The organism is Virgibacillus oceani (assembly GCF_014638995.1).
GTDB classification, from domain to species: Bacteria; Bacillota; Bacilli; order Bacillales; family Amphibacillaceae; genus Virgibacillus_E; species Virgibacillus_E oceani.
Map to the genome: position 1 here is coordinate 141,030 of NZ_BMFR01000002.1, position 21,070 is coordinate 162,099.

Annotated in this window: 24 protein-coding genes; 5 read left to right on the forward strand and 19 right to left on the reverse strand. The window is 37.7% G+C overall.

Features of this window, described 5'->3' with window-relative positions:
* Positions 1-6 precede the first annotated feature (6 nt).
* From nikC to clpP, 5 genes are all read left to right on the forward strand, one after another.
* Complete coding sequence (nikC, locus tag IEV74_RS04235) at positions 7-918, forward strand: nickel transporter permease (protein ID WP_229683056.1); 912 nt, start codon at positions 7-9, stop codon at positions 916-918.
* A 75-nt stretch (positions 919-993) separates the two neighbouring features.
* Entirely contained in the window at positions 994-1,584 is a 591-nt protein-coding gene (locus IEV74_RS04240) for a DUF6305 family protein (RefSeq protein ID WP_188454098.1), read from the forward strand.
* Positions 1,585-1,622: 38 nt separating this feature from the next.
* Positions 1,623-3,011 (forward strand): sensor histidine kinase, encoded by a 1,389-nt coding sequence (locus IEV74_RS04245; RefSeq protein ID WP_188454099.1) that lies wholly within the window; start codon positions 1,623-1,625, stop codon positions 3,009-3,011.
* Complete coding sequence (locus tag IEV74_RS04250; RefSeq protein WP_229683057.1) at positions 2,986-3,597, forward strand: response regulator; 612 nt, start codon at positions 2,986-2,988, stop codon at positions 3,595-3,597. The genes IEV74_RS04245 and IEV74_RS04250 overlap by 26 nt, the downstream gene beginning before the upstream one ends.
* Positions 3,598-3,871: 274 nt before the next feature.
* Positions 3,872-4,465 carry an ATP-dependent Clp endopeptidase proteolytic subunit ClpP gene (clpP, locus tag IEV74_RS04255; RefSeq protein ID WP_188454100.1) on the forward strand — a complete coding sequence of 198 codons (594 nt, stop codon included), beginning with the start codon at positions 3,872-3,874 and terminating at the stop codon, positions 4,463-4,465.
* A 45-nt stretch (positions 4,466-4,510) separates the two neighbouring features.
* Here the strand turns inward: clpP and IEV74_RS04260 are convergent, their stop codons facing one another.
* The 19 genes from IEV74_RS04260 to IEV74_RS04350 form a co-directional block, all read right to left on the reverse strand.
* Positions 4,511-4,771 carry an HPr family phosphocarrier protein gene (locus tag IEV74_RS04260; RefSeq protein WP_188454299.1) on the reverse strand — a complete coding sequence of 87 codons (261 nt, stop codon included), beginning with the start codon at positions 4,769-4,771 and terminating at the stop codon, positions 4,511-4,513.
* A 136-nt stretch (positions 4,772-4,907) separates the two neighbouring features.
* Positions 4,908-5,858 carry a DNA-binding protein WhiA gene (gene whiA / locus IEV74_RS04265; protein ID WP_188454101.1) on the reverse strand — a complete coding sequence of 317 codons (951 nt, stop codon included), beginning with the start codon at positions 5,856-5,858 and terminating at the stop codon, positions 4,908-4,910.
* Positions 5,859-5,959: 101 nt separating this feature from the next.
* On the reverse strand, positions 5,960-6,916 hold the full coding sequence (gene mgfK, locus IEV74_RS04270) for a gluconeogenesis morphogenetic factor MgfK (protein ID WP_188454102.1): 957 nt from the start codon (positions 6,914-6,916) through the stop codon (positions 5,960-5,962).
* Positions 6,913-7,803, reverse strand: coding sequence for an RNase adapter RapZ (gene rapZ / locus IEV74_RS04275; protein WP_188454103.1), 891 nt, complete (start codon positions 7,801-7,803; stop codon positions 6,913-6,915). The genes mgfK and rapZ overlap by 4 nt, the downstream gene beginning before the upstream one ends.
* Before the next feature lie 13 nt (positions 7,804-7,816).
* On the reverse strand, positions 7,817-8,284 hold the full coding sequence (locus IEV74_RS04280; protein ID WP_188454104.1) for an 8-oxo-dGTP diphosphatase: 468 nt from the start codon (positions 8,282-8,284) through the stop codon (positions 7,817-7,819).
* Between the two features lie 816 nt (positions 8,285-9,100).
* Positions 9,101-10,051, reverse strand: a complete 951-nt coding sequence (trxB, locus tag IEV74_RS04285; protein ID WP_188454105.1) for a thioredoxin-disulfide reductase — start codon at positions 10,049-10,051, stop codon at positions 9,101-9,103.
* An 84-nt stretch (positions 10,052-10,135) separates the two neighbouring features.
* Positions 10,136-11,128, reverse strand: a complete 993-nt coding sequence (locus IEV74_RS04290) for a tetratricopeptide repeat protein (RefSeq protein WP_188454300.1) — start codon at positions 11,126-11,128, stop codon at positions 10,136-10,138.
* Positions 11,129-11,359: 231 nt separating this feature from the next.
* Positions 11,360-13,021, reverse strand: a complete 1,662-nt coding sequence (locus IEV74_RS04295; protein WP_188454106.1) for a glycerol-3-phosphate dehydrogenase/oxidase — start codon at positions 13,019-13,021, stop codon at positions 11,360-11,362.
* A gap of 390 nt (positions 13,022-13,411) precedes the next feature.
* Positions 13,412-14,221: an MIP/aquaporin family protein gene (locus IEV74_RS04300; protein WP_188454107.1), complete on the reverse strand. Its 810-nt coding sequence runs from the start codon at positions 14,219-14,221 to the stop codon at positions 13,412-13,414.
* A 206-nt stretch (positions 14,222-14,427) separates the two neighbouring features.
* Positions 14,428-14,973: a glycerol-3-phosphate responsive antiterminator gene (locus IEV74_RS04305; RefSeq protein ID WP_188454108.1), complete on the reverse strand. Its 546-nt coding sequence runs from the start codon at positions 14,971-14,973 to the stop codon at positions 14,428-14,430.
* Positions 14,974-15,033: 60 nt separating this feature from the next.
* The gene (locus IEV74_RS04310; RefSeq protein WP_188454109.1) at positions 15,034-15,555 is read right to left on the reverse strand and encodes an acyltransferase; all 522 of its coding nucleotides are present in this window, start codon (positions 15,553-15,555) and stop codon (positions 15,034-15,036) included.
* Between the two features lie 3 nt (positions 15,556-15,558).
* Positions 15,559-16,194, reverse strand: a complete 636-nt coding sequence (gene ppaX, locus IEV74_RS04315; protein ID WP_188454110.1) for a pyrophosphatase PpaX — start codon at positions 16,192-16,194, stop codon at positions 15,559-15,561.
* Positions 16,169-17,128: a nucleoside recognition domain-containing protein gene (locus IEV74_RS04320; protein WP_188454111.1), complete on the reverse strand. Its 960-nt coding sequence runs from the start codon at positions 17,126-17,128 to the stop codon at positions 16,169-16,171. The genes ppaX and IEV74_RS04320 overlap by 26 nt, the downstream gene beginning before the upstream one ends.
* Positions 17,129-17,158: 30 nt before the next feature.
* Entirely contained in the window at positions 17,159-18,004 is an 846-nt protein-coding gene (gene lgt / locus IEV74_RS04325) for a prolipoprotein diacylglyceryl transferase (protein ID WP_229683058.1), read from the reverse strand.
* Between the two features lie 6 nt (positions 18,005-18,010).
* Positions 18,011-18,952 (reverse strand): HPr(Ser) kinase/phosphatase, encoded by a 942-nt coding sequence (gene hprK / locus IEV74_RS04330; protein ID WP_188454112.1) that lies wholly within the window; start codon positions 18,950-18,952, stop codon positions 18,011-18,013.
* Between the two features lie 118 nt (positions 18,953-19,070).
* A complete protein-coding gene (locus IEV74_RS04335) occupies positions 19,071-19,433 on the reverse strand; it encodes a phage holin family protein (protein WP_188454113.1) in 363 nt (120 codons plus the stop codon).
* Entirely contained in the window at positions 19,433-19,630 is a 198-nt protein-coding gene (locus IEV74_RS04340; protein ID WP_188454114.1) for a PspC domain-containing protein, read from the reverse strand. Before IEV74_RS04340 ends, IEV74_RS04335 begins: the two co-directional genes overlap by 1 nt.
* A 271-nt stretch (positions 19,631-19,901) precedes the next feature.
* Positions 19,902-20,567, reverse strand: coding sequence for a bacillithiol biosynthesis deacetylase BshB2 (gene bshB2 / locus IEV74_RS04345; RefSeq protein ID WP_188454115.1), 666 nt, complete (start codon positions 20,565-20,567; stop codon positions 19,902-19,904).
* Positions 20,568-20,593: 26 nt separating this feature from the next.
* On the reverse strand, positions 20,594-20,947 hold the full coding sequence (locus IEV74_RS04350; protein WP_188454116.1) for a YojF family protein: 354 nt from the start codon (positions 20,945-20,947) through the stop codon (positions 20,594-20,596).
* Positions 20,948-21,070: the final 123 nt, after the last annotated feature.

Below are 21,070 nucleotides of genomic sequence, written 5' to 3' on the forward strand. Positions count from 1 at the left end.
CACCATTTGTCACTTCAACCAAATCCAATACCAGATCCAAATACAGTAAATGTGGATCAATCAGAGCAAACAAAGTCACGCAGGTTATGGATAGATTCAGCAATGCGAATAGTAAAGAGCAAAACATCCTTTATTGGGTTATGCATCATTCTAATTTTGATATTAACTGCTATATTTGCACCTTTAATCGCTACACATAGCCCTACGGCACAAGATATTATCAACCGCTATCAGCCACCATCGTCTGAACATTTTTTAGGTACAGATGAACTTGGAAGGGACATTTTTTCAAGAATTGTACATGGCTCGCGAATTTCCATACAAATTGGAGTAATTGCGGTTGGCATAGCCATGATAATTGGTGTGTTATTAGGGGGCGTTGCTGGTTATTTTGGCCGCTGGATAGACCAGATTATCATGCGGATAATCGACATTATGATGGCATTTCCTAGTATTTTGCTAGCTATTGCTTTAGTTGCAGTGCTTGGACCAGGTCTAACCAACGCAATGATTGCAGTTGGTATCGTTGGAATTCCACAGTTTGCAAGGATTGTTCGGTCTGCAGTATTATCTATCAAAGAAACAGAATATATTGAGGCAGCTAAATCGATTGGTGCAAAACATGGAAGAGTCTTAATGCAGCATGTACTTCCGAATTGTGTTGCCCCTATCATTGTCCAAACAACGCTAAGTATTGGTACAGCGATTTTAGATGCCGCTGGTTTAAGCTTCCTTGGTCTAGGAGCACAACCGCCAACGCCTGAATGGGGAGCGATGTTAAGTGATGGTCAGGCTGCAATCCAAAATGCTCCATGGGTCGTAGCATTTCCAGGACTCGCAATTTTCTTTGTCGTATTAGGCTTCAACTTATTAGGTGATGGTCTGCGCGATGCATTAGATCCTAGATTAAAACAATAAATAATGTATGATAAAAGGTAAAGCAAATGCTTTACCTTTTGCATTTTCGCCTGGCTGGAAATGAGGTGTATAAATTTGAAAAAGTATATTCCGGTTTTTATCTGTCTTTTTCTTACATTGATCTTTTTAGTTATTTCAATGGATTCCCGAGAGAATAAGCATATCAATACATATCCAAATCTACCAGCTCCGATTGGTGTCGAAAAGATTCTCATTACCTCCGCGGGTCAAGCTCCAGAAGGGACAATACTTCTCTCCATTGCTGAAAATCTGAATCTTGATGCTGATTATCGCCCAAGAGCATTGTCAACCGATCTTTATGACTATCAAAGTGTAGTTATTGTACTTGGGTATAGTGCAAATGGCTTAGCACACACGCCCAGGTCCTTTCAGGAAGAAATTGTGCGAACAAAACATTTGGTAATGGAAGCTAATAGGAAGGGCTTACCGATCATTCTTACCTGCCTTTCAGGACAGTATCGGGCTGACGGAAACACGTGGAAGCTATTTGAAAAGATAGTTCCCTTTGCTGACTATTATATCGGCCTAAAGGAAACAAAAAATGTATCCAAACTGCTAAATACATTAAAAACACATCACGTACCATCTACACTTGTTAATCAATTAGCGGACATACAAATACCTTTTAATTCCGTATTCAGATAGTTTTGTTGATACTTATTGCAAGGAAGGTTGAAGGAAGAATGAAGGAAAAAAATTATTCATTAATAGGCTTTATCGGAATTATACTTCTGGCATATGGCGAATTCTTTCCCGCATTAATCAAGGATTGGTCATCATTTATTATAGATGGTATTAATGAAAGTATTGTTCTGCAGGATAGCGGCCAGCTGATGATCATTTCATTTGGCTATGCTGCTAAATACACAATTATCTTCTTTCTAATCTATTTTGGAAGCATGATGATTGCCCATGCTTTCTCCAAAAATTTGGAATCTATTACATTCTCTCTATTATTTATTGCTATTTCAATGATTGCCTTTCTTGTGTTCAATCAATTATATAAGGAAAATTTCTCAATTATTGGAGCTATCCTGACAATTGGTATTGTCATTTTCCTTCAGCTGTTTATACCTAAACATAGGCTATATTATATTATTTCATCTATTATTCTTTTTTTAGTTTTACTTTCTATTCAATGGGCACAGCTTATCCCCGCCCTATCACATTATGGATTCGGTTCAAGTGATATTGCGGTTAGTATAAAAATTGCCGATAGTTATTTCACAGCTAATAGATTATTCAACACCCTTGCGACGATATTTTTTGCATCATTTCTTACCATCGCAAGCATACTGACCTTTTTAATATATCTTGTTAATAAACAGCTCAATACTGAAAAGAAGTACCAGCATCAGGAGGAAGAATTAAGAGAAACTCGAATCGCATTGGTTGAATCAAAAGTTTACCAGGAAATAAACACCTTAGTTCACGATTTAAAAACTCCGTTAGTAACCGTGGAAGGATTAGTATCATTAATTAACATGAAATTAAAGCCACAAAAGGAAAGTATTTTAACTGAGTATTTTAAACGATTGGACCATTCCCTTGATAAAATGAACGATATGATTTCCGAAATACTTTATGAAAATATTAAGCAATACATCGCTATTACGGATTTACTAGACTATGTTACAAGCCACTTAGGTTTAGATGAACAACAAATAGATTTAGATATCGTTGTAGATGAAAAACTGCCGCCTGTCTACATTAATAAAATTCGTTTTTCCCGGGCAATTTCCAACATTCTCGAAAATGCAATCACATCATTTGCTGGAAAAGCAGGATATATCCATGTCCATGTCAAAAGAATAGATAAGGGAGTTTTGTTTCAAATTCAAGATAACGGTCCAGGAATTAAACAATCACATCTGGAAGATATCTGGAAAGATGGATTTAGCACGAAAAATTCATCAGGGATAGGACTTTCTTTTGTAAAACGTGTAGTGGAAAATCATAATGGAAGAGTATCGGTAGACAGTGTAGCTGGAAGTCACACACAAATGAATATCTTACTTCCGATCCATAAAGAAGGTGAAAACAAAGTTGAGTACGACCATTTTAATAGTTGATGATAATGAAGACATTCGCTATACATTAAATGAGATTTGCAAATTTGCTAACTATAACGTTATTGAAGCATCCACAGGCAGACAAGCAGCAGACCTGTGCAAAAAAATGGCTCCGGATCTAGTACTTCTTGATTACCATATGCCAAATTGGGACGGATTAAAAACTACGAAAGAAATCCGGCTATATAATCAACGTATACCAATAATTATTCTGACAGTTGATGAACGGCAGGAAATTGCGAATCGTTTTCTTAATGCAGGTGCAACTGACTTTGCCTTAAAGCCAATTAAGGCACCAGACCTGCTTTCCAGAATTCGTATTAATTTAAAAATCAGCAAGCTTACGGAGGATAGAAACAGTGTATATGTTGATAAAGGTATAAATCAGGCAACATTAATGTCAATTAAAAATTATCTTGTAACACAAAAAAGTCCATCCACAATAAATGAAATTCAGCAAAATTTGCCTATAGCATATCAAACTGTTCATCGGTACTTAAATTATCTGGAAGGGAAAGGGGAAGTTGAAGTAATTTCACATTATGGCAAAAAGGGACGTCCAAAGAACATGTACAAATTCGTTTAAAAAGAAGTGAATGTTTTAATCCCACAAGAGGCATAAGGTTTATTTTACATGATAATGGGAATGATGGAAAGTGTATTTTAGGGTACTGGAAGTCATAAGCCGGGTTAGTGGAAATTAACGGGATGGGCGATTTCATTATATCTATTTATGATTTCGAAACTGCTTTTTGCCTTTTGAAAAATGTCGAACGTTTTTGTTTGACCTTTTTTGACCTATTAGTTATGATAAAAATATCCAAACAAATGGATTATATGAATTAAGGGAGGATTTACACATGAATTTAATACCAACAGTCATTGAACAAACAAACCGTGGAGAACGTGCATATGATATTTACTCACGTTTACTTAAAGATCGCATCATCATGTTAGGAAGTGCAATTGACGATAACGTTGCCAACTCTATTGTTGCCCAACTTCTTTTCCTGGAAGCGGAAGATCCTGATAAAGATATTTCCATATACATTAACTCACCAGGTGGATCTATTACGGCTGGAATGGCTATTTATGATACTATGCAGCTAATTAAGCCGGATGTATCAACTATTTGTACCGGAATGGCAGCATCAATGGGGGCATTCCTGTTGACTGCGGGTGAGATCGGAAAACGCTATGTACTTCCAAATAGTGAAGTAATGATTCACCAGCCACTTGGCGGAACACAGGGGCAAGCAACAGATATTGAAATTCATACGAGACGTATCTTGGAAATGCGTGAAAAAATAAATGAAATTCTTGCTGAACGAAGCGGCCAGCCACTCGAGGTTATCCAGCGCGATACAGAGCGTGATAATTTTATGACCTCTACTAGAGCAGTTGAATATGGTTTAGTTGATAAAGTATTAGAACGTAAATCCGATAAGAAGTAACTGCAATAAACCCCTTGATCATGCTTATGATCAAGGGGTCTTTTCTCAAACCTTTGCAGCGGTTACAAAGGTGGTTAATTGATTAAGTGCTTCTTCCTCATCGGCTCCATCAGCAATCAATGTAATAGTTTCTCCAGTCGTAATAGCCAAACTCATTAATCCCATAATGCTTTTTGCATTCACACGTCTGCCGTCTTTTTCTAAAAACAGATGTGAAGCATATCGATTCGCTTCCTGAACAAATCTTGCCGCCGGTCTTGCTTGCAAACCACTATCAATTTCCACTTTTACAGAACTTTCCACCAACTTCATCATCCTCTCCCTTTTTTGAAACCGCTATCATTATTATCTAGAAAAACGCTCTTCATCATTACTGCATGAAGAGCATTGGGTAAATTATCCATAGTATACCATGAAAGAATATAAAATGTATATAAATCGGTTATTTTTCCAAAACCTTTTCACCATTACGAAGTTTATCTGCGTATTCATCTATTTTTTTTAATCTATGATTAACACCCGATTTAGAAATTTTCCCACTTGAAACCAGTTCACCCAATTCCTTTAAGGAAACATCCTGATGCTGCACCCTTAGTACTGCTATTTCACGAAGTTTCTCAGGTAATACATCCAGTCCGACTGTTTTATCAATTAAGTTAATATTTTCAATTTGTCTAAATGCAGCCCCGATTGTTTTGTTCAAATTGGCGGTTTCACAATTTACAAGCCGATTTACTGAATTTCGCATATCGCGGACAATACGAACATCTTCAAATTTAAAGAGCGCATTATGTGCACCGATAATATTTAGAAATTCTGTAATTTTTTCCGCTTCCTTTATATACGTAATATACCCATTCTTCCTTTCTAATTTTCTTGCTCTTAGGTTAAAACTATTAAGTAAATCACATAACGAATCATTATGCTCTTGATAAAAATTAGATATCTCCAAATGATAGGAAGAAGTTTCTGGATTGTTAACCGAACCCCCGGCTAAAAATGCCCCACGCAAATAGGATTTCTTGCAGCATGACTTTTTCAGATATTGTTCCGAAATGGTACGGTCAAACGTATAAGGTTCCTGTAAAATATCGAGGTTCGATAGTAATATCCTTACATCCTCTTTCATGCGAACAATATATACATTGTTTTTCTTTAGCTTCATTTTTTTACGCACCAGTAATTCTACTGGAAACGAATAAAGAGTTTTGATTAAGGTATATATACGGCGGGCTATTGCAGCATTTTCTGTTTGAACATCAAGTAAATACTCTTGCTTCGATACAGAAATAGCACCGTTCATACGAATTAATGCTGCAAGCTCTGCGCGAATACAGCAATCATCAAGCTGTACAGAAGTTAATTCTTTTTTAATTTCAGATGCAAATGACACCCCATCACCTCCCTACTGCATTTACCTAGTTATGCACTAAACTGAAATTCGTGTGTTTTTCAACTATAATTTTGTCTTATATAAAGAAAAGGCAGACTTAGCTAATCAATTAATGAAAAAAGCAGTTTTGCGATTTTGTGCGTATCATGACGAAGGGTTGACTGTGAATGGTCAATAATGTCCCCTTCGATTATTTGCAAGTTCATTTCAAGTAACTTCTCCGTATCATAAATGACTGGTTCAGCATTTTCCTCTGCATAAACATCACGGACACTTGCACGAATAGGTTCATTATGAACAACAATTGAATCCACACAATTACCGCCAATATGATCACGAATAGCCTGAACGTGATCAGAAGCGGCGAATCCAGTTGTTTCACCAGCCTGTGTCATGACATTACAAACATAAACAACCTTTCCTTTTGATTTATTTAAAGCAACATCAATTTTAGGAATGATCAAATTAGGTAATATGCTTGTATATAAACTGCCAGGTGAAATAACGATTAAATCAGCATTTTCAACCGCTTTTACAGCATTTGGCAATGGCTGAATCGTCTCGGGAGTTAAAAATACACGCTCAATTCTTTGATTCTTAAGCGGAATAGCAGATTCTCCAGATACGATAGAACCATCATCCATTTTTGCATGCAATGACATGCTTTCATTTGAAATTGGGTAGATCTTTCCCTTCACATTTAAGACACGGGAAATTTCTTTTATACCTGTATAAAAGTCGCCGGTAATGGAAGTTAAAGCAGCCAGCAGCAAGTTTCCCATCGAGTGCCCCGACAGCCCGTTCCCATTTGCAAAACGATGCTGGAATAATTCAAGCAGCATTGGTTCTGCGTCCGATAATGCGGCAATAACATTCCGGATATCGCCGGGAGCAGGAATATCCATTTCTGTACGCAATCTTCCAGTACTTCCGCCATCATCGGCAACAGTAACCAACGCAGTTAAATGAATTGGTAAATTTTTCAGTCCACGCAAAAGGACTGGCATCCCAGTCCCGCCACCTATTACAACAACCCTAGGCAATTTCACCTTACTCATATGTGGTGACCTTTCCGCTTATCAATATCCCGATGACTTATATGCGTAATATAATTACCGGATAGCTTCTTCGCAAAATACTCGGCAATCGCTACAGAACGATGCTGGCCGCCTGTACAGCCAATTGCAACTACAAGCTGTGATTTACCTTCTTTTTTATATTGCGGTAACATAAATTGAAGCAAATCGAGTACCTTTTCATTAAACCTTTGCGTATCCGACCATTTAAATACATAGGAGGATACCTCTGGGTTAAGTCCTGTTAAGGGTTGTAATTGTGATACATAATGGGGATTTGGCAGGAACCTCACATCAAAAACTAAATCCGCGTCAATCGGTACACCATATTTAAAGCCAAATGAAACCATGTGTACAGAAAAGATTTCCTGCTTATCCTCTGAATATGTTTTAATTATTTTTTCGCGCAGTTCCCTTGGCTTCAAATTTGTAGTATCAATAATGCGCTGTGCTCTTCCCCTTAATTCGTCAAGAATGTTTCGCTCCTGTTTAATACCGTTAAGTGGTAAACCGCCAACCGCCAGTGGATGAGATCGTCTAGTTTCCTTGTACCTTGTAACCAATGCCTCATCTTTTGCATCAAGGAAGATTATATGTTCCTCAAGCCACTCAGATTCATCTAATACATCTAATGCTTCAAATAAGGAGTCAAAAAACTCACGTCCCCGCAAATCCATTACTAACGCTACTTTTCGAATATTGTTCGTAGCATCTCTCATTAGCTCAAGAAATTTAGGCAATAAAGCTGGGGGAAGATTATCAACACAGTAGTATCCTAAATCTTCAAAGCTTTGAACTGCCACTGTTTTTCCTGCACCTGACATGCCTGTAATTATAACTAATTTCGTTTCCTGTTCCGTTTTTTCCATCATTGTCTCCCCCTTAAGGTATGACTGGATCAAGTCGTTCGTCAAGAAGCTCATAATCCACAGTATACGTAAAGGTACCGTATAGTATATCTCCATCATTGGACAATACATGTTTAAAAATTTTCCGATCCCCTTCAGCCATTGGCAAATCATTGATCAGGCTGAGCGGAATCCATTCCAGCTCACCTTCAACGCAATACTCTGTTAATATACCGTCGTAAGCTCGTGAAACAAATGTAAACATCATCCATTCCTGATTAATTGTTTCATTTTCTAATATGTTAAACGTAAATACGCCGGCTAGTTTGGGATTTATGATATTCAATGCGGTTTCCTCACGGTATTCCCTTGTTACAGATTCTTTTATGGTTTCCCCTTGCTCCATTTTCCCGCCAGGTATAGCATACCAGCCTCGTCTCGGTTTTTTTAACAATAATATCTTGTCATTATCTATAACTATGCAATTTGTAACACGTTGCATGCATGACCACCTCTTTCTTTTTAAGAGGAAAAATATAAACATTACTTCTATTATACAATGAAAAAAATCAAAGCTACAAGAATATGATTATAATGGAAGTCCGCAGCTGCTTATACAAATACCGAATCTTACTAAAAAGTAGACGTAAACTGCGACGTAATATTCTCGGGTCGCCGTCCGGGATCGCTCCGGGCGGATGCGCACCTTAGGGCACGGCCTCAGTCTCCTCGAGAAACCCACTCTTTGGTGTCTTCGGACTTGTGCTTTTCTGAGCAGGAGTCACCGCCCGCAGCGATGCCGGACTAGTGCAGTGGAATTAATATATATCGGTACTTGCATAGATTGTAATTATTAAATATAAAGTATCTATAATATCTTTAAGAAATCATGATTACGTTATAAATACACTTACTAGCAGCCCGTATACACGGAGACTCCTGTGGGAGATGAGGCATCGGTGAGACCCCGGAGTGCGTCAGCACGAGGAGGCTCATCAGCCGCCCACGGAAAGCGTAGTGTATACGGGCTGCGGAATCGAAGAACATCATAAAATGTAATACTTATGTCGCAGTCTACGGAAATAGCGACTATGTCAAAGACCTTTAATCATTACTGATCAGCAAAGGATGTTCGACAAAATGGGACGAACGTTTGTAAAAAAGCACAAAAAAAGGCACAGATGCAAAGCACCTGTGCAATAAACTAATTTATCTATTAAAAGGGGGTCAATTAGTTATCTATATTGTACCCCAAAAATATTTCGCGCGTGTTACAACAGCGTTAAAAAGCAATTACTTTCTTAAAAAATAATTTATTTTAATTAGCTGCTTTTAATTCCTCTAATAAATTTTCAATATACCCCTGTGCTGATTGAGCCGCAATACTTCCATCGCCGGTTGCCGTCACAATTTGTCGAAGTTCCTTTTCACGAATATCCCCGGCAGCAAAAACACCAGGAACAGTCGTCTCCATATTTTCATTCGTTGAAATATAGCCATCTTTGTTCGTTATTCCCAGTGATTTAAACGGCTCACTTAACGGAACCATTCCAATGTAGATAAAAACTCCATCTGCAGAGAATTCGCTTTTCTCACCAGTAGTTCGGTTATTTAATGTAACACTACTTACTTTCCCGTCTGTTCCATTAATTGTTTCAACTACTGTGTCCCAAATAAACTCAATTTTTTCATTGTCAAATGCACGCTGCTGCAAGATTTTTTGGGCACGTAATTCATCACGTCGATGGATAATCGTTACCTTTTTAGCGAAACGAGTCAAATAAACGCCTTCTTCAACGGCAGAATCTCCGCCACCAATTACAACTAATTCTTTTTCTTTAAAGAATGCACCATCACATACAGCACAATACGACACTCCGCGGCCACTTAATTCTTCTTCGCCTTGGATACCTAACTTTTTATATTGTGCCCCTGTAGTAATAATGAGTGTTCGCGTTTTGTATTCTTTTTTTCCAGCAATAACAGTTTTATATTCACCATGGTCAATTACGTCTTTAATATCACCATACGCATATTCTGCACCGAATTTTTTGGCATGCTCAAACATCTTATTGGATAAATCCGGTCCTAAAATATGATCATATCCGGGATAATTTTCAACATCCTCTGTATTTGCCATTTGGCCCCCTGGAATTCCTCGTTCAATCATTAATGTCTCTAAATTCGCACGTGAAGCATAGACAGCTGCTGTCATTCCCGCAGGTCCAGCCCCGACAATAATTACATCATACATTTGCTCTTCGGACATATAATTCAGCCCCTTTTTCTCTATAATCATAAACCATACTTATCGTATAAGATCAAGTCTGGTTCGTCTATTATTCTGCTCAAATTAAACTTGCCATGGTTTCTGTTCATTTGAAAGCTTGGGATGCCGTTTACAGCCCTCTTCCCATAATTTATTTGCAAATTCCTGCTTACCTACATGATATGCAGTACTGCTATACCATCGATAATAGGAAGGATGACCTTTTACAATGCCCTTTGCAAGCGAACGAAAGCGTTGATATGCTTCTTGATAAAAATTTGTTCTGGCTAATGAAACAGCCACCCTTAACTTTTGATGTTCGTGAATAGGATATACATTTAATAATCCATCAATGTGTTTTTTATATTCCTCATTATTTGATTCATAATAAAAAAGCGCCAAATTAGTGTGGCTATATAATGAGTTCGGTTCCATTTCAAGAATATCCAATTCCATTTGAATCGCGTCACTTTGTTGTCCGCTGAAAAATAATGCATGTGTATAATCATGTTTCGTTAACTTGTGGTCTGGAAATAACGTGATCATCTCTTCAAGTAACGGCAATGCCTGTTCCCATTCCATATTTTCCATATGATGAAAAACAGTTTCCTGGTAAACAAGGAGTTCATCCTCTTCTTCTAGTTCCCATTCTTCATCATCTTCATCTATATCAATTAAATACAGCAAACTCTCAGCCTCTTCACTAAAATCACCTTTAGGCTCTTTATCAAGATATGATTTTGCATATTTTTTGGCATCATTCAGTAACCCCAAATGTGCATAATTATTAGCCAACAAATAATAACAATCTGTATATTTATCACCAGTTGTTTGAAGTACTTGATTCAGTAATTGATTTGCGGCATGAAATGCTCCAATTTCCGTATATACAATTGACATTTGACATTGATATAACGGATCTTTAGGCGTAGCTTCTATTGCTTTGCGCAGCCATTTTAACGAAATATCAAACTTTCTCTTCTGAAAGGCTTCAACACCTTTTGTAAAATAAAAATCACCTTCAGGAATAAAAGGGAAAACATTATTTTGTTTGCTGTTTTCTGTATTATTCTCCATACGTTGCATGCTTATCCCCCTACTTCTCATAACGTATCCGAACAAAGTATACCACATTCATGTAGGGAATTATAGATAGGATATTAGCTCCAGGTAATTTTTTGACGATCTATAGATGACGTTTCGCTGTGTAATGATAAAAACGCCACACATACTAGTAGTGCAATCCAAAAACAGATAATTTAATCCAAATTTTGAAGTCACTACCACTCGAGGGCGTTTTTATCTCTATTATTTTGCTGGTGTTACTGCTTCATGCAAGAGTACATCCAATTGTTTAATGTAATCCTTTTTTTGTTCATCGTTCCATTGAAATATTTTAGCCATATAATTTATTACATTATCTTTATGCTTTCTAACCCACTCAATTTCAAAAAATAACCCGCCCGTTCTGCGAATGAAGAAATCAACAGGTTTGTATGCTAGCTCATATTCTATTGCATAAATGAGCTCAGCAAATACGATTGGATCAAGCCCTTCTTCATTAGCTTCGGCACTTTTATCCTGAAAGATTTCAAAAATTGTATCAACGTTCGCTCCATATCTTTGAACTAGCAATTCCACAGTGTTTTCATTGATTCCAAGTACAATGCCTTCCTCAATTTTTCGTTGTTTAAATCGTGTAAATCCCTTGGAACCGCCAACTTCACCACCAGAAATCGGCAAATGTTCCGTTTCCGATTTAGAGTATAGGATTCCTTGTTCCTCTTTCAGCTGTTTAACAACTGTATTGACCGCCTGTTCCGCCATTTTTCGGTAACCTGTTAATTTACCGCCCGCCATAGAAATAAGACCTGAATCAGAAATGAATATTTCATCTTTACGGGAAATTTCATCAGGTGATTTTCCTTCTTCTTGAATTAAAGGTCGTAAGCCTGCCCAGCTGGACTCTACGTCTTCTGCTTTCATATCCATCGATGGGAACATATAATTGATAGAATCCAATAAATAATCACGATCATTTTCCGTCATGGTTGGGTGGGCAATATTTCCCTCATAACTCGTATCAGTAGTACCAACGTAAGTTTTATTATTACGTGGTATGGCAAAGATCATTCTGCCATCCGGAGCATCAAAATAAATCGCCTGCTGTAACGGAAAACGATCTTTTGAAAATACTAAATGTACGCCTTTTGTTAAGTGTAACGACTTACCCTTTTTTGAACCATCAATTTCCCTTAAATCATCAACCCATGGACCACATGCATTAACAACTTTTTTTGCATATATTCTATGTTTTTCCCCACTAATTTGATCTTCAGCTAAAACACCTGTAATTTTACCGGATTTGTTATAAATGAATTCAACCGCTTTAGTATAATTAATTGCATGTGCTCCTTTTTGCACCGCCTTTTTCATAACTTCAATTGTTAAACGTGCATCATCTGTTTTGTATTCTACGTAATATCCCGCACCTTTAAGATTATCTTTCTTAATTAGCGGTTCTCGCTGCAATGCTTCATTCGGACTTAACATTTTACGACGTTCGCTTTTCTTTACTCCCGCTAAAAAATCATACATCCGTAATCCAATATTTGTTGTGAATGGTCCAAATGTTCCACCTTTATGAAAAGGAAGCATCATCCATTCAGGCGTCGTTACGTGCGGACCATTTTCATACACAATCGCACGTTCTTTACCAACTTCAGCAACCATCTTCACTTCAAATTGCTTCAAATACCGAAGCCCACCGTGAACAAGTTTGGTTGAACGGCTTGATGTACCTGCAGCAAAATCCTGCATTTCGATTACACCTGTATGAAGCCCGCGCGTAACTGCATCCAAGGCAATACCAGAACCTGTTATTCCTCCACCAATCACCAATACATCTAATGTCTTCTCCGTTAAATTATTGAAAATATCTTCACGTTTTAAGCTTGAAAAATTTGTCATCAACCTTCACTCCCCTGCAAAAATTCTCCTCTAGTTATAAGTACCCTTACATAAAGGAACTCATGTATAATTTAAAAGGAAATTTTATATTAATAACGGATTTTAAACATAAAAAGACCACAAAACGCACTAATGACTTAACATTAGCAGTTTGTGGTTTCTCCATTTCTCCGTCCAAAATATTAACTTATCTATACCTTACCATATAAAAGCGAATTCGAAAAGGAAAATGTATTATTTGCTTGCAGAGGCTTTAACTTCCTTTTCCCCCCTGGATACAATTTTATCGCTTTCTCATGAAGCCCTTCATGAGAAATATGATCCATTTGATAACAACGTGCTTATTCCCCCAATATAAACCAGCAAAATATACAGCACCCAATGCAAGGGTCATTCAATTTTATTCTTCGCCTTGCTAAGTTCAATCCCCAATGAAACAAGAAAAATTACAGCAATCATTACACTTGCCAGCCAAAAATAAATAGTTTTATTTCCTTCAAACATCGCCTGATAAAACAGACCGCCATAAACACCGCCGCTTGCAGGTCCTATTACCGGAACCCATGAATATCCCCAATTTGATGAACCTTTTCCGGGAATAGGCAATATCCAATGTGCTATTCGCGGTCCCAAATCTCGTGCAGGATTAATCGCATACCCAGTTGTTCCACCTAATGACATACCAATTGCCACGATTAATAGTCCCACGATTAATGGATTTAATCCTTCTGTAAACTCATTTGATCCAATAAATAGAATACCCATTACCAGCACAAACGTGCCAATAATTTCACTCACTAAATTTGACATTGGACTTGGAATAGCCGGACCTGTTGAAAATACACCTAACTTTGTATCTGGATCATCGGTCACTTTCCAATGAGGCAAGTAATGAAAAAAGACAACCACTGCACCAATAATTCCACCTATCATTTGTGCAATAATGTATATTGGAACCTTCGCCCAAGGAAAGTCACCAACTGCTGCCAGCCCTAATGTTACAGCAGGATTAACATGTGCACCAGTAATATTGCCAACAGCATAAACAGCCATAGCCACACCTAAGCCCCATGCGAATGTAACCAATACCCATCCAGCACCTTCTGCTAATGTTTTTTTCAGTGATACACCAGCAACTACCCCACCACCAAAAATAATTAATATCATCGTGCCCAGTAATTCTCCGAGAAATTCAGACATAGCGAGCCCTCCTATAATATACATGAAATTAATTCTGTAAATGTATGGATTTGAATCAAAGTTATTTCTTATATTCCACTTTTTTGAATAAAATAACGTTACAGTGGGATAGAAGAGATATACTGCTAAAAATCACTAAAAAAAGACTAAACAATTAGGCAGCTAATTTAGTCGCTACAATTGTATAGTCTCTCAAAAATAATTTTTTAGTAATGCCATAGTGCTGAATTTGATGTAGATACGGCCCGTGCACCACTTTCAAGTGCAGACGCTATTTCTTTTTCAGACGTTACCAATCCCCCTGCGATAACTGGAATTGCTGTTTTCTTATATATTTGGGTAATGAGCTCCGGGATTAGTCCGGGCAATACTTCAGTACAGTCCGGCTGGTATCGCGCAATCGATTTTAAATTATGTTCAAGTGCCAGGCTATCTAATAAAAATATACGCTGTATCGCCAATAATTTATTTTTTTTTGCCAAGCTGATTACATTTCCTCTAGTTGACAGAATACCATCTGGTTTCACTTCACGAATTAAAAATTCCATCCCATATTCGTCAGCCTTCAGTCCATGTATTAAGTCAAAATGAACAAGCGCCAGCTTATTTGCACGTTTTGTATAATCAACCAGACTTTTTAATTGGGCAAGTCGTGTTTCCAGGAAAACGATTGAATCATGAGTCGTTTCCAGCGCCTTATCAAAATCTTTCATTTTTCGAATAGCAGGCAGTATCCCTGTAGGCATATCCAATTTGATTCTCTCCCTTGTAAGTTGTAACCCATGGCGGCTGTCCATAAAATAAAGTACATGCTATAAAAACCTGTCAGCAGCTTCCCGTTTCTCCATTTCATCTTTCGAATAGATTAATTTCATTGGATTCCCGCCTACGAATGAACCGGCGGGAACATCTTTATGTACGAGAGTCCCTGCAGAAACAATGGCATGATCACCAATCGTTACACCTGGTAAAATGGTTGAATTGGCACCTATCATAACTTCATCTCCGATTACGACATCACCTATACGATACTCCTTAATCATATATTCATGCGCCAGAATTGTAGTATTATAACCAATAATACAATTTTTACCAACACGAATCTTCTCTGGAAACATTACATCAGGCATTACCATTAAGGCAAATGCCGTCTGATGACCAATTTCCATCCGTAAAAAGGTACGATACAGCCGGTTCTTTATGACTAAAAAAGGGGTATAGCGAGCAATTTGAATCACAATGAAATTTTTCATTACCTTCCAAAATGAAACAGTTTTATAAATTTGCCATAAGGAATTGGCCTTATTGACCCGATACCGTTTTGTATTCCGCATCTCCTACACTCCTACTATTTTCAATAAATCACGTATATCTTCTAACATGTAGGTTGGTTTGTACTCCTGTAGTTTTTCTCTTCCTTTTAAAGACCATGCACAAGCAGCGGTTTTTACACCTGCATTTTGACCCGCTTCAATGTCATGCGAGTTATCGCCAACCATTACTGTTGAATTTGCAGCTGCACCTAATTCCTTCATCGCCATCATAATTGGTTCTGGATGTGGTTTAGCATGTGTAACGTCATCCAGCGTAATAACAGTATCAAAATAGCGATCAAGTCCAGTTAAAGCTAATCCCATATCAACGGTCCCGCGCATTTTTGTTGTAACTATTCCCAGTTTATAGTTCGCTTCTTTCAATTGTTTTATTGTATCTGGAACATGCGGAAATGCTGTGACATAATCGTCATGATGTTTGAGATTATGTTCACGATACGTTTTTATCATAGCGTCAGTTTGAGTTGGATCAACTATTGCAAACGAGTCCTTTAACGGTGGACCGATAAACTCTATTGCCTGTTCACGGGAAAAGCTCTTACCGTAAAAATTAAACGTATGTTCAAATGAAGCAATGATTAATTCATTTGTATCTATCAATGTTCCATCAAGATCAAAGAGTATGGTATGAATGCTCATGTGCTGCGTCCTTCCTTTTTGTGTTTTCAATTCGTTTCCATATCACAGCGACAACCATTGTTACTAGTATTGCCGTAATCAATCGAATTACAAGCAATGGCCATACCGGAATCCCAAGAGGTATGAAAATTACAGTATCCTCAACAACTGCATGACAGGAAACAAGAAAGATCAATGCTAAATACATATCCCTTTTTGAAACCCCATCCTCTTTAACCGCTTGAATCATTAGTCCCGCACCATATGCTAATCCGATCGTTAAACCGGCAACTAATGTCATGGATGTATTCTTTTCCATTCCCAGTATTTTGGTAAAAGGAGCTAGGCTATTTGATAATTTCGATAAAAAACCTTTCTCACGTAAAAATTGCATGATAATCATCAATGGAATAACAATTAACGCTAATTGCGCAACCGCGACGATAGCAGTTTGGATTCCATGAAGCAATATTTCGTCCCATGCACTAAGTGTTACTTCTGTTGAAGATATAAAACCATATTGCGCAGGTTCTGAACCGCCACTCCATATCAAATTAATCACAACTGCGGCTACAAGGGCAAGCGCAATTCTAATACCGGAAATTAACCATCCGCTTACACCAACTTTTCCGGCGACTGTTGATTCGATAAACAAGTTGTGTGAAAAAGACAGCATTACTGCCATAATAAATACTTCTTTTACAGAGAAATCAAACGACACAATTGCAGCAATCCCAGCGTACAAATTAAGCGCGTTTCCAAGTACTAACGGAACCGCCGCTTCGCCTGACAGGCCTAACAAACCCATGACAGGTGTTAATTTTTCAATAATCCAAGGCAATATGGGTGTATATTGTAAAATTGTTACGATAAGTGTGATTGGAAAAATTACTTTACCTAATGTCCAAGTTGTTTGGATTCCTTGACGTAAACCGCGATAAAAAATTCCAGTCAATTCGTGATGCCTCCTTTGCCTAACCTATATCTATTTTTTCTTAGAGGAATGAATTTTTTTGCCATCGTAGTATTTATCTGCTAAGCCAGATTTACGGCGATATACTATAAGTACTACAGATAAAACGATGAGTATAACGGATAATAATTGAGCCGTACGTAACTGTCCAACAACATACAGGCTATCTGTACGCATGCCTTCAATAAAGAAACGTCCTATTGAATAGGATATTACATAGCTTAAGAACACTACCCCGCGGGCAGGATTATATTTTCTTAATATAAGCAGAAAAACAAATACTAAAATGTTCCAAAATGATTCATATAAAAAGGTCGGATGATACATAATGCCATCGATACACATTTGATTCATAATAAAGTCAGGTAAGTATTGATGAAAACTGTTATATGTAGCTTCCGAAATTGGACCACCGTGTGCTTCCTGGTTCATAAAATTACCCCAGCGGCCAATCGCCTGCCCAAGAATAATACTTGGCGCTGCAATATCAGCTAATTGCCAGAATGAAACCTTCTTCACTCGAGCATAGACGATTGCAGTAAGTACAGAACCAATTAATGCCCCATGAATCGCAATACCGCCATTCCAAACCGCAAAAACATCCCACCATGTACCACCGTCATATTGCTCCCACTCAAATAGTACATAATAGATTCTTGCGGAAATAATAGCGATTGGAATTGCAAAAACGACTAAATCAACCATTAAATCTTTTTTAAGCCCTAAGCGATCTGCCTCTTTTGTTGCTAAATAAAGTCCTATAAAGGCTCCTGCAGCGATAATGACTCCATACCAATAGATTGGCAATGGTCCCAGCTGCAGAAATACTCGATCCATTGAAGGTGCACTACAACTCAATTAAAATCACTCCTGTTCCACGTCATCTTTTTCTTGTTCAATCATCGTTGTTAGTCTTTCAGAGAATTCCTCTGCCGCATTGACACCCATTCGCTTCAACCGGAAATTCATTGCGGCCACTTCAATAATTACTGCCAAGTTTCTGCCTGGACGTACTGGAATTGTAGCTTTTGGCAGCTGAACATCCATTATTTTCATATGATCTTCATCTAGTCCAAGACGATCATATTGCTTTTTCTGATCCCACAATTCTAAATCAATGATAAAAGAAATTTTTTTATGGCTCCGAACAGCTCCAGCGCCAAATAGTGTCATCACATTGATAATTCCTAAGCCGCGAATTTCCAGCAGATGTTCGATTAGCGGTGGTGAGTTTCCAATAAGGGTATCGTAATCCTCCTGGCGAATTTCTACACTGTCATCCGCAACTAGGCGATGGCCACGTTTAACAAGTTCCAATGCGGTTTCGCTTTTACCAACACCACTTTGCCCCGTAATAAGCACACCTATGCCATATATATCGACTAAAACACCATGAATCGCAGTAAATGGTGCAAATTTCGCCTCTAAATAATTTGTTAATCTGCTAATCACCCTTGTCGTTTTACGCGGGGAATGCAAAATAGGCACACCGGATTCATTTGCTGCCTCAATCATAATTTCCGGCACTTCCATCCCTCTTGAAACAACGATACCAGGGGTGATATCCGTACATAATCGTTCCACACGATCCCTTTGCTGTTCATGGGTTAAATCTAAAAAATATGCCATTTCTGTCTTGCCAATTAACTGTAAGCGTTCTTTCGGATAATATTTAAAATATCCAGTCATCTCTATACCTGGGCGGGAGATGTCACTCGTAATAATTTCTCTATGCACACCATCGCTGCCTGCAACAAGTGTTAAATTAAAATTTTCCAATAAATCCTTTGTACGTACCTTGTCCATTTAGACTCCCTCCACATACACACAATTACTGTTTTTTATTGTAGCATATTTTGTTGTTTTGAAGTGAAGGATTAAGTTTAAAAACAAAATCGCAGGATGTTTCACCCGCGATTTTATATTATTGAGGTCTAAATGTATCTTTTATCAATCGATTTAACAATAGATTTAGGATTGAAATGACAATTGCTGCAATCACCGCTGTTCCAAAACTGTCTATAACAAATGATGAATCCATCACCCCTTGCGTGATCATTAAAGTAACAGCATTGATTACAAAAAGAAATAAACCTAGTGTAACAAAGGTTATCGGCAATGTAAGAACAATTAATATTGGTTTAATAAAAATATTTAGGATCGAAAGTATCAAACTAGCGAGAAGTGCGGTGCCAAACCCATCGAGATGGAATGAGCTAAATAATTGGGCAACAGCGATTAACGCTACCGCATTGAGAAATATCGATAAGAACCAGCGCAGTAACATTACCAGTCCTCCCTATCTTTTGGGATAATAAAATACGCAACAAAATAGATTAATGTTAACGTAAATAAGCTTGGAATTAAGAGAATCACAAATATTAATCGTATAAGTGTCGAATCGATGTTAAAATACTCACCGATCCCGCCAAGTATACCTGCTATTTTGCGGTCAGTAATGGAACGTGTTAAACGTTTTGTCATGATAGTGCCCCTCCTTGTTATCTATTTTCCCGTAATCAGGTATTAAAAATCTTTTAGCATAATAAAACATAAATTGTGACGTAATCTGTTCCTTAGTGAACCCGGACTGATTGTAAACTAGACTGAATTATGAAACATCTGCATCGCATTTACTGAAAATACATATTTAAGATGCTCTTCCATACATTTTTATACGGTTATGAATGTACTAAAGATTCATCTGTTTACAGAAAAATCCCTTACCATTAAAGTAAAGGATTCTAATACATTTTCAATATTTCCAGATATAAAATTGTTCCGTTCCTAATCTTTCTTTTGCGGCTTCTTCCATATCTGCTGCAATTTCTGAGTTTTCTTTGAACTTGCCTAACATTCCATCAGCTTGGGATTTATGAGCTAAAATCGCTTCCATTTTTTTGTTGAAATATGGTCTTATATCATTTATTACATCCGGTTTTCCCAGATCTTCATAATAATTATTTGTAATGGCTTGAGCCCACACAATCGGGCGATTAGATTCGTCCATCATTCGTACTGCCTCAACTGCAGCAGCGCCCAATGCATTATGGTCTGGATGAACCGCATGATCCGGGTAATGTGTTATTACCAAACTAGGTTTAATATCTTCTAAGATACCTTTTAAATGATTGGCAACCTTGGTCAGGTCTTCAAATTCAAGAGTTTTATCCCGGTAACCTAGCATTTGCAATTCAATATCTAGTGCTTCTGAGGCCTTGATTAATTCTTCCTTGCGAATTTCGGGAAGTGTTTCCCTATTAGCAAATGTGGGTGATCCCATATTCCGTCCCATTTCACCTAATGTACCGCATAGGTATGTTACAGGTACTCCCTTTTCGCGAAATTCCGAAATCGTTCCCGCTGCACCAAACGATTCATCATCTGGATGCGGATATATTACTACAACATGTTTTTCCATATACACTCACCTAGCCTTTGCCAAATTTAATAGCGAAATGGTACTTCACTAATTTCAAGAGACACCATTAATCGACCTTCACGATCATGACCTGCGAGCAGAAGCTGATTGTCTCCGTGTATCGTCCAATCAGATAATCCTTCAGCATAAATCCAGCCAAATTCCATCTTTAAACCAGCACGATAGCTTTTGCCATTCCCAACAATCTTAGCCTGAGAAAACCTGACCTTCGCATTTCGTATGTATGCCCCGACATTATAGGCCTTGTCGTCAAAGTGACTCGCATAGGCACCATTCGTAGTTTCTAAATGGACATAAACATCCTTATCTATAAAACTTTCTAGTTGCTGTTGTACACTTTCTATTTCAATTGGATTCATAAAACGAACTCCTTCCCCAAAACCTTCTTCTATTTTACATTACATAACTAGGATTAATGCGTCAAAATATTTGACTCTTAACGGATGATCCCAGTTCCTGCTGATATTTCTGTTCTCTAACGA

Bases quoted from the DNA above. Each gene is read 5' to 3' on its own strand.
- ppaX (WP_188454110.1), bottom strand. From the start codon at position 16,194: ATGAGCATTCATACCATACTCTTTGATCTTGATGGAACATTGATAGAT.
- IEV74_RS04295 (WP_188454106.1), bottom strand. From the start codon at position 13,021: ATGACAAATTTTTCAAGCTTAAAACGTGAAGATATTTTCAATAATTTA.
- clpP (WP_188454100.1), top strand. From the start codon at position 3,872: ATGAATTTAATACCAACAGTCATTGAACAAACAAACCGTGGAGAACGT.
- IEV74_RS04300 (WP_188454107.1), bottom strand. From the start codon at position 14,221: ATGTCTGAATTTCTCGGAGAATTACTGGGCACGATGATATTAATTATT.
- bshB2 (WP_188454115.1), bottom strand. From the start codon at position 20,567: ATGGAAAAACATGTTGTAGTAATATATCCGCATCCAGATGATGAATCG.
- IEV74_RS04245 (WP_188454099.1), top strand. From the start codon at position 1,623: ATGAAGGAAAAAAATTATTCATTAATAGGCTTTATCGGAATTATACTT.
- IEV74_RS04310 (WP_188454109.1), bottom strand. From the start codon at position 15,555: ATGCGGAATACAAAACGGTATCGGGTCAATAAGGCCAATTCCTTATGG.
- hprK (WP_188454112.1), bottom strand. From the start codon at position 18,952: ATGGACAAGGTACGTACAAAGGATTTATTGGAAAATTTTAATTTAACA.
- IEV74_RS04350 (WP_188454116.1), bottom strand. From the start codon at position 20,947: ATGAATCCAATTGAAATAGAAAGTGTACAACAGCAACTAGAAAGTTTT.
- rapZ (WP_188454103.1), bottom strand. From the start codon at position 7,803: ATGGAAAAAACGGAACAGGAAACGAAATTAGTTATAATTACAGGCATG.
- trxB (WP_188454105.1), bottom strand. From the start codon at position 10,051: ATGTCCGAAGAGCAAATGTATGATGTAATTATTGTCGGGGCTGGACCT.
- IEV74_RS04280 (WP_188454104.1), bottom strand. From the start codon at position 8,284: ATGCAACGTGTTACAAATTGCATAGTTATAGATAATGACAAGATATTA.
- mgfK (WP_188454102.1), bottom strand. From the start codon at position 6,916: ATGAGTAAGGTGAAATTGCCTAGGGTTGTTGTAATAGGTGGCGGGACT.
- IEV74_RS04340 (WP_188454114.1), bottom strand. From the start codon at position 19,630: ATGACAAAACGTTTAACACGTTCCATTACTGACCGCAAAATAGCAGGT.
- IEV74_RS04290 (WP_188454300.1), bottom strand. From the start codon at position 11,128: ATGGAGAATAATACAGAAAACAGCAAACAAAATAATGTTTTCCCTTTT.
- IEV74_RS04335 (WP_188454113.1), bottom strand. From the start codon at position 19,433: ATGTTACTGCGCTGGTTCTTATCGATATTTCTCAATGCGGTAGCGTTA.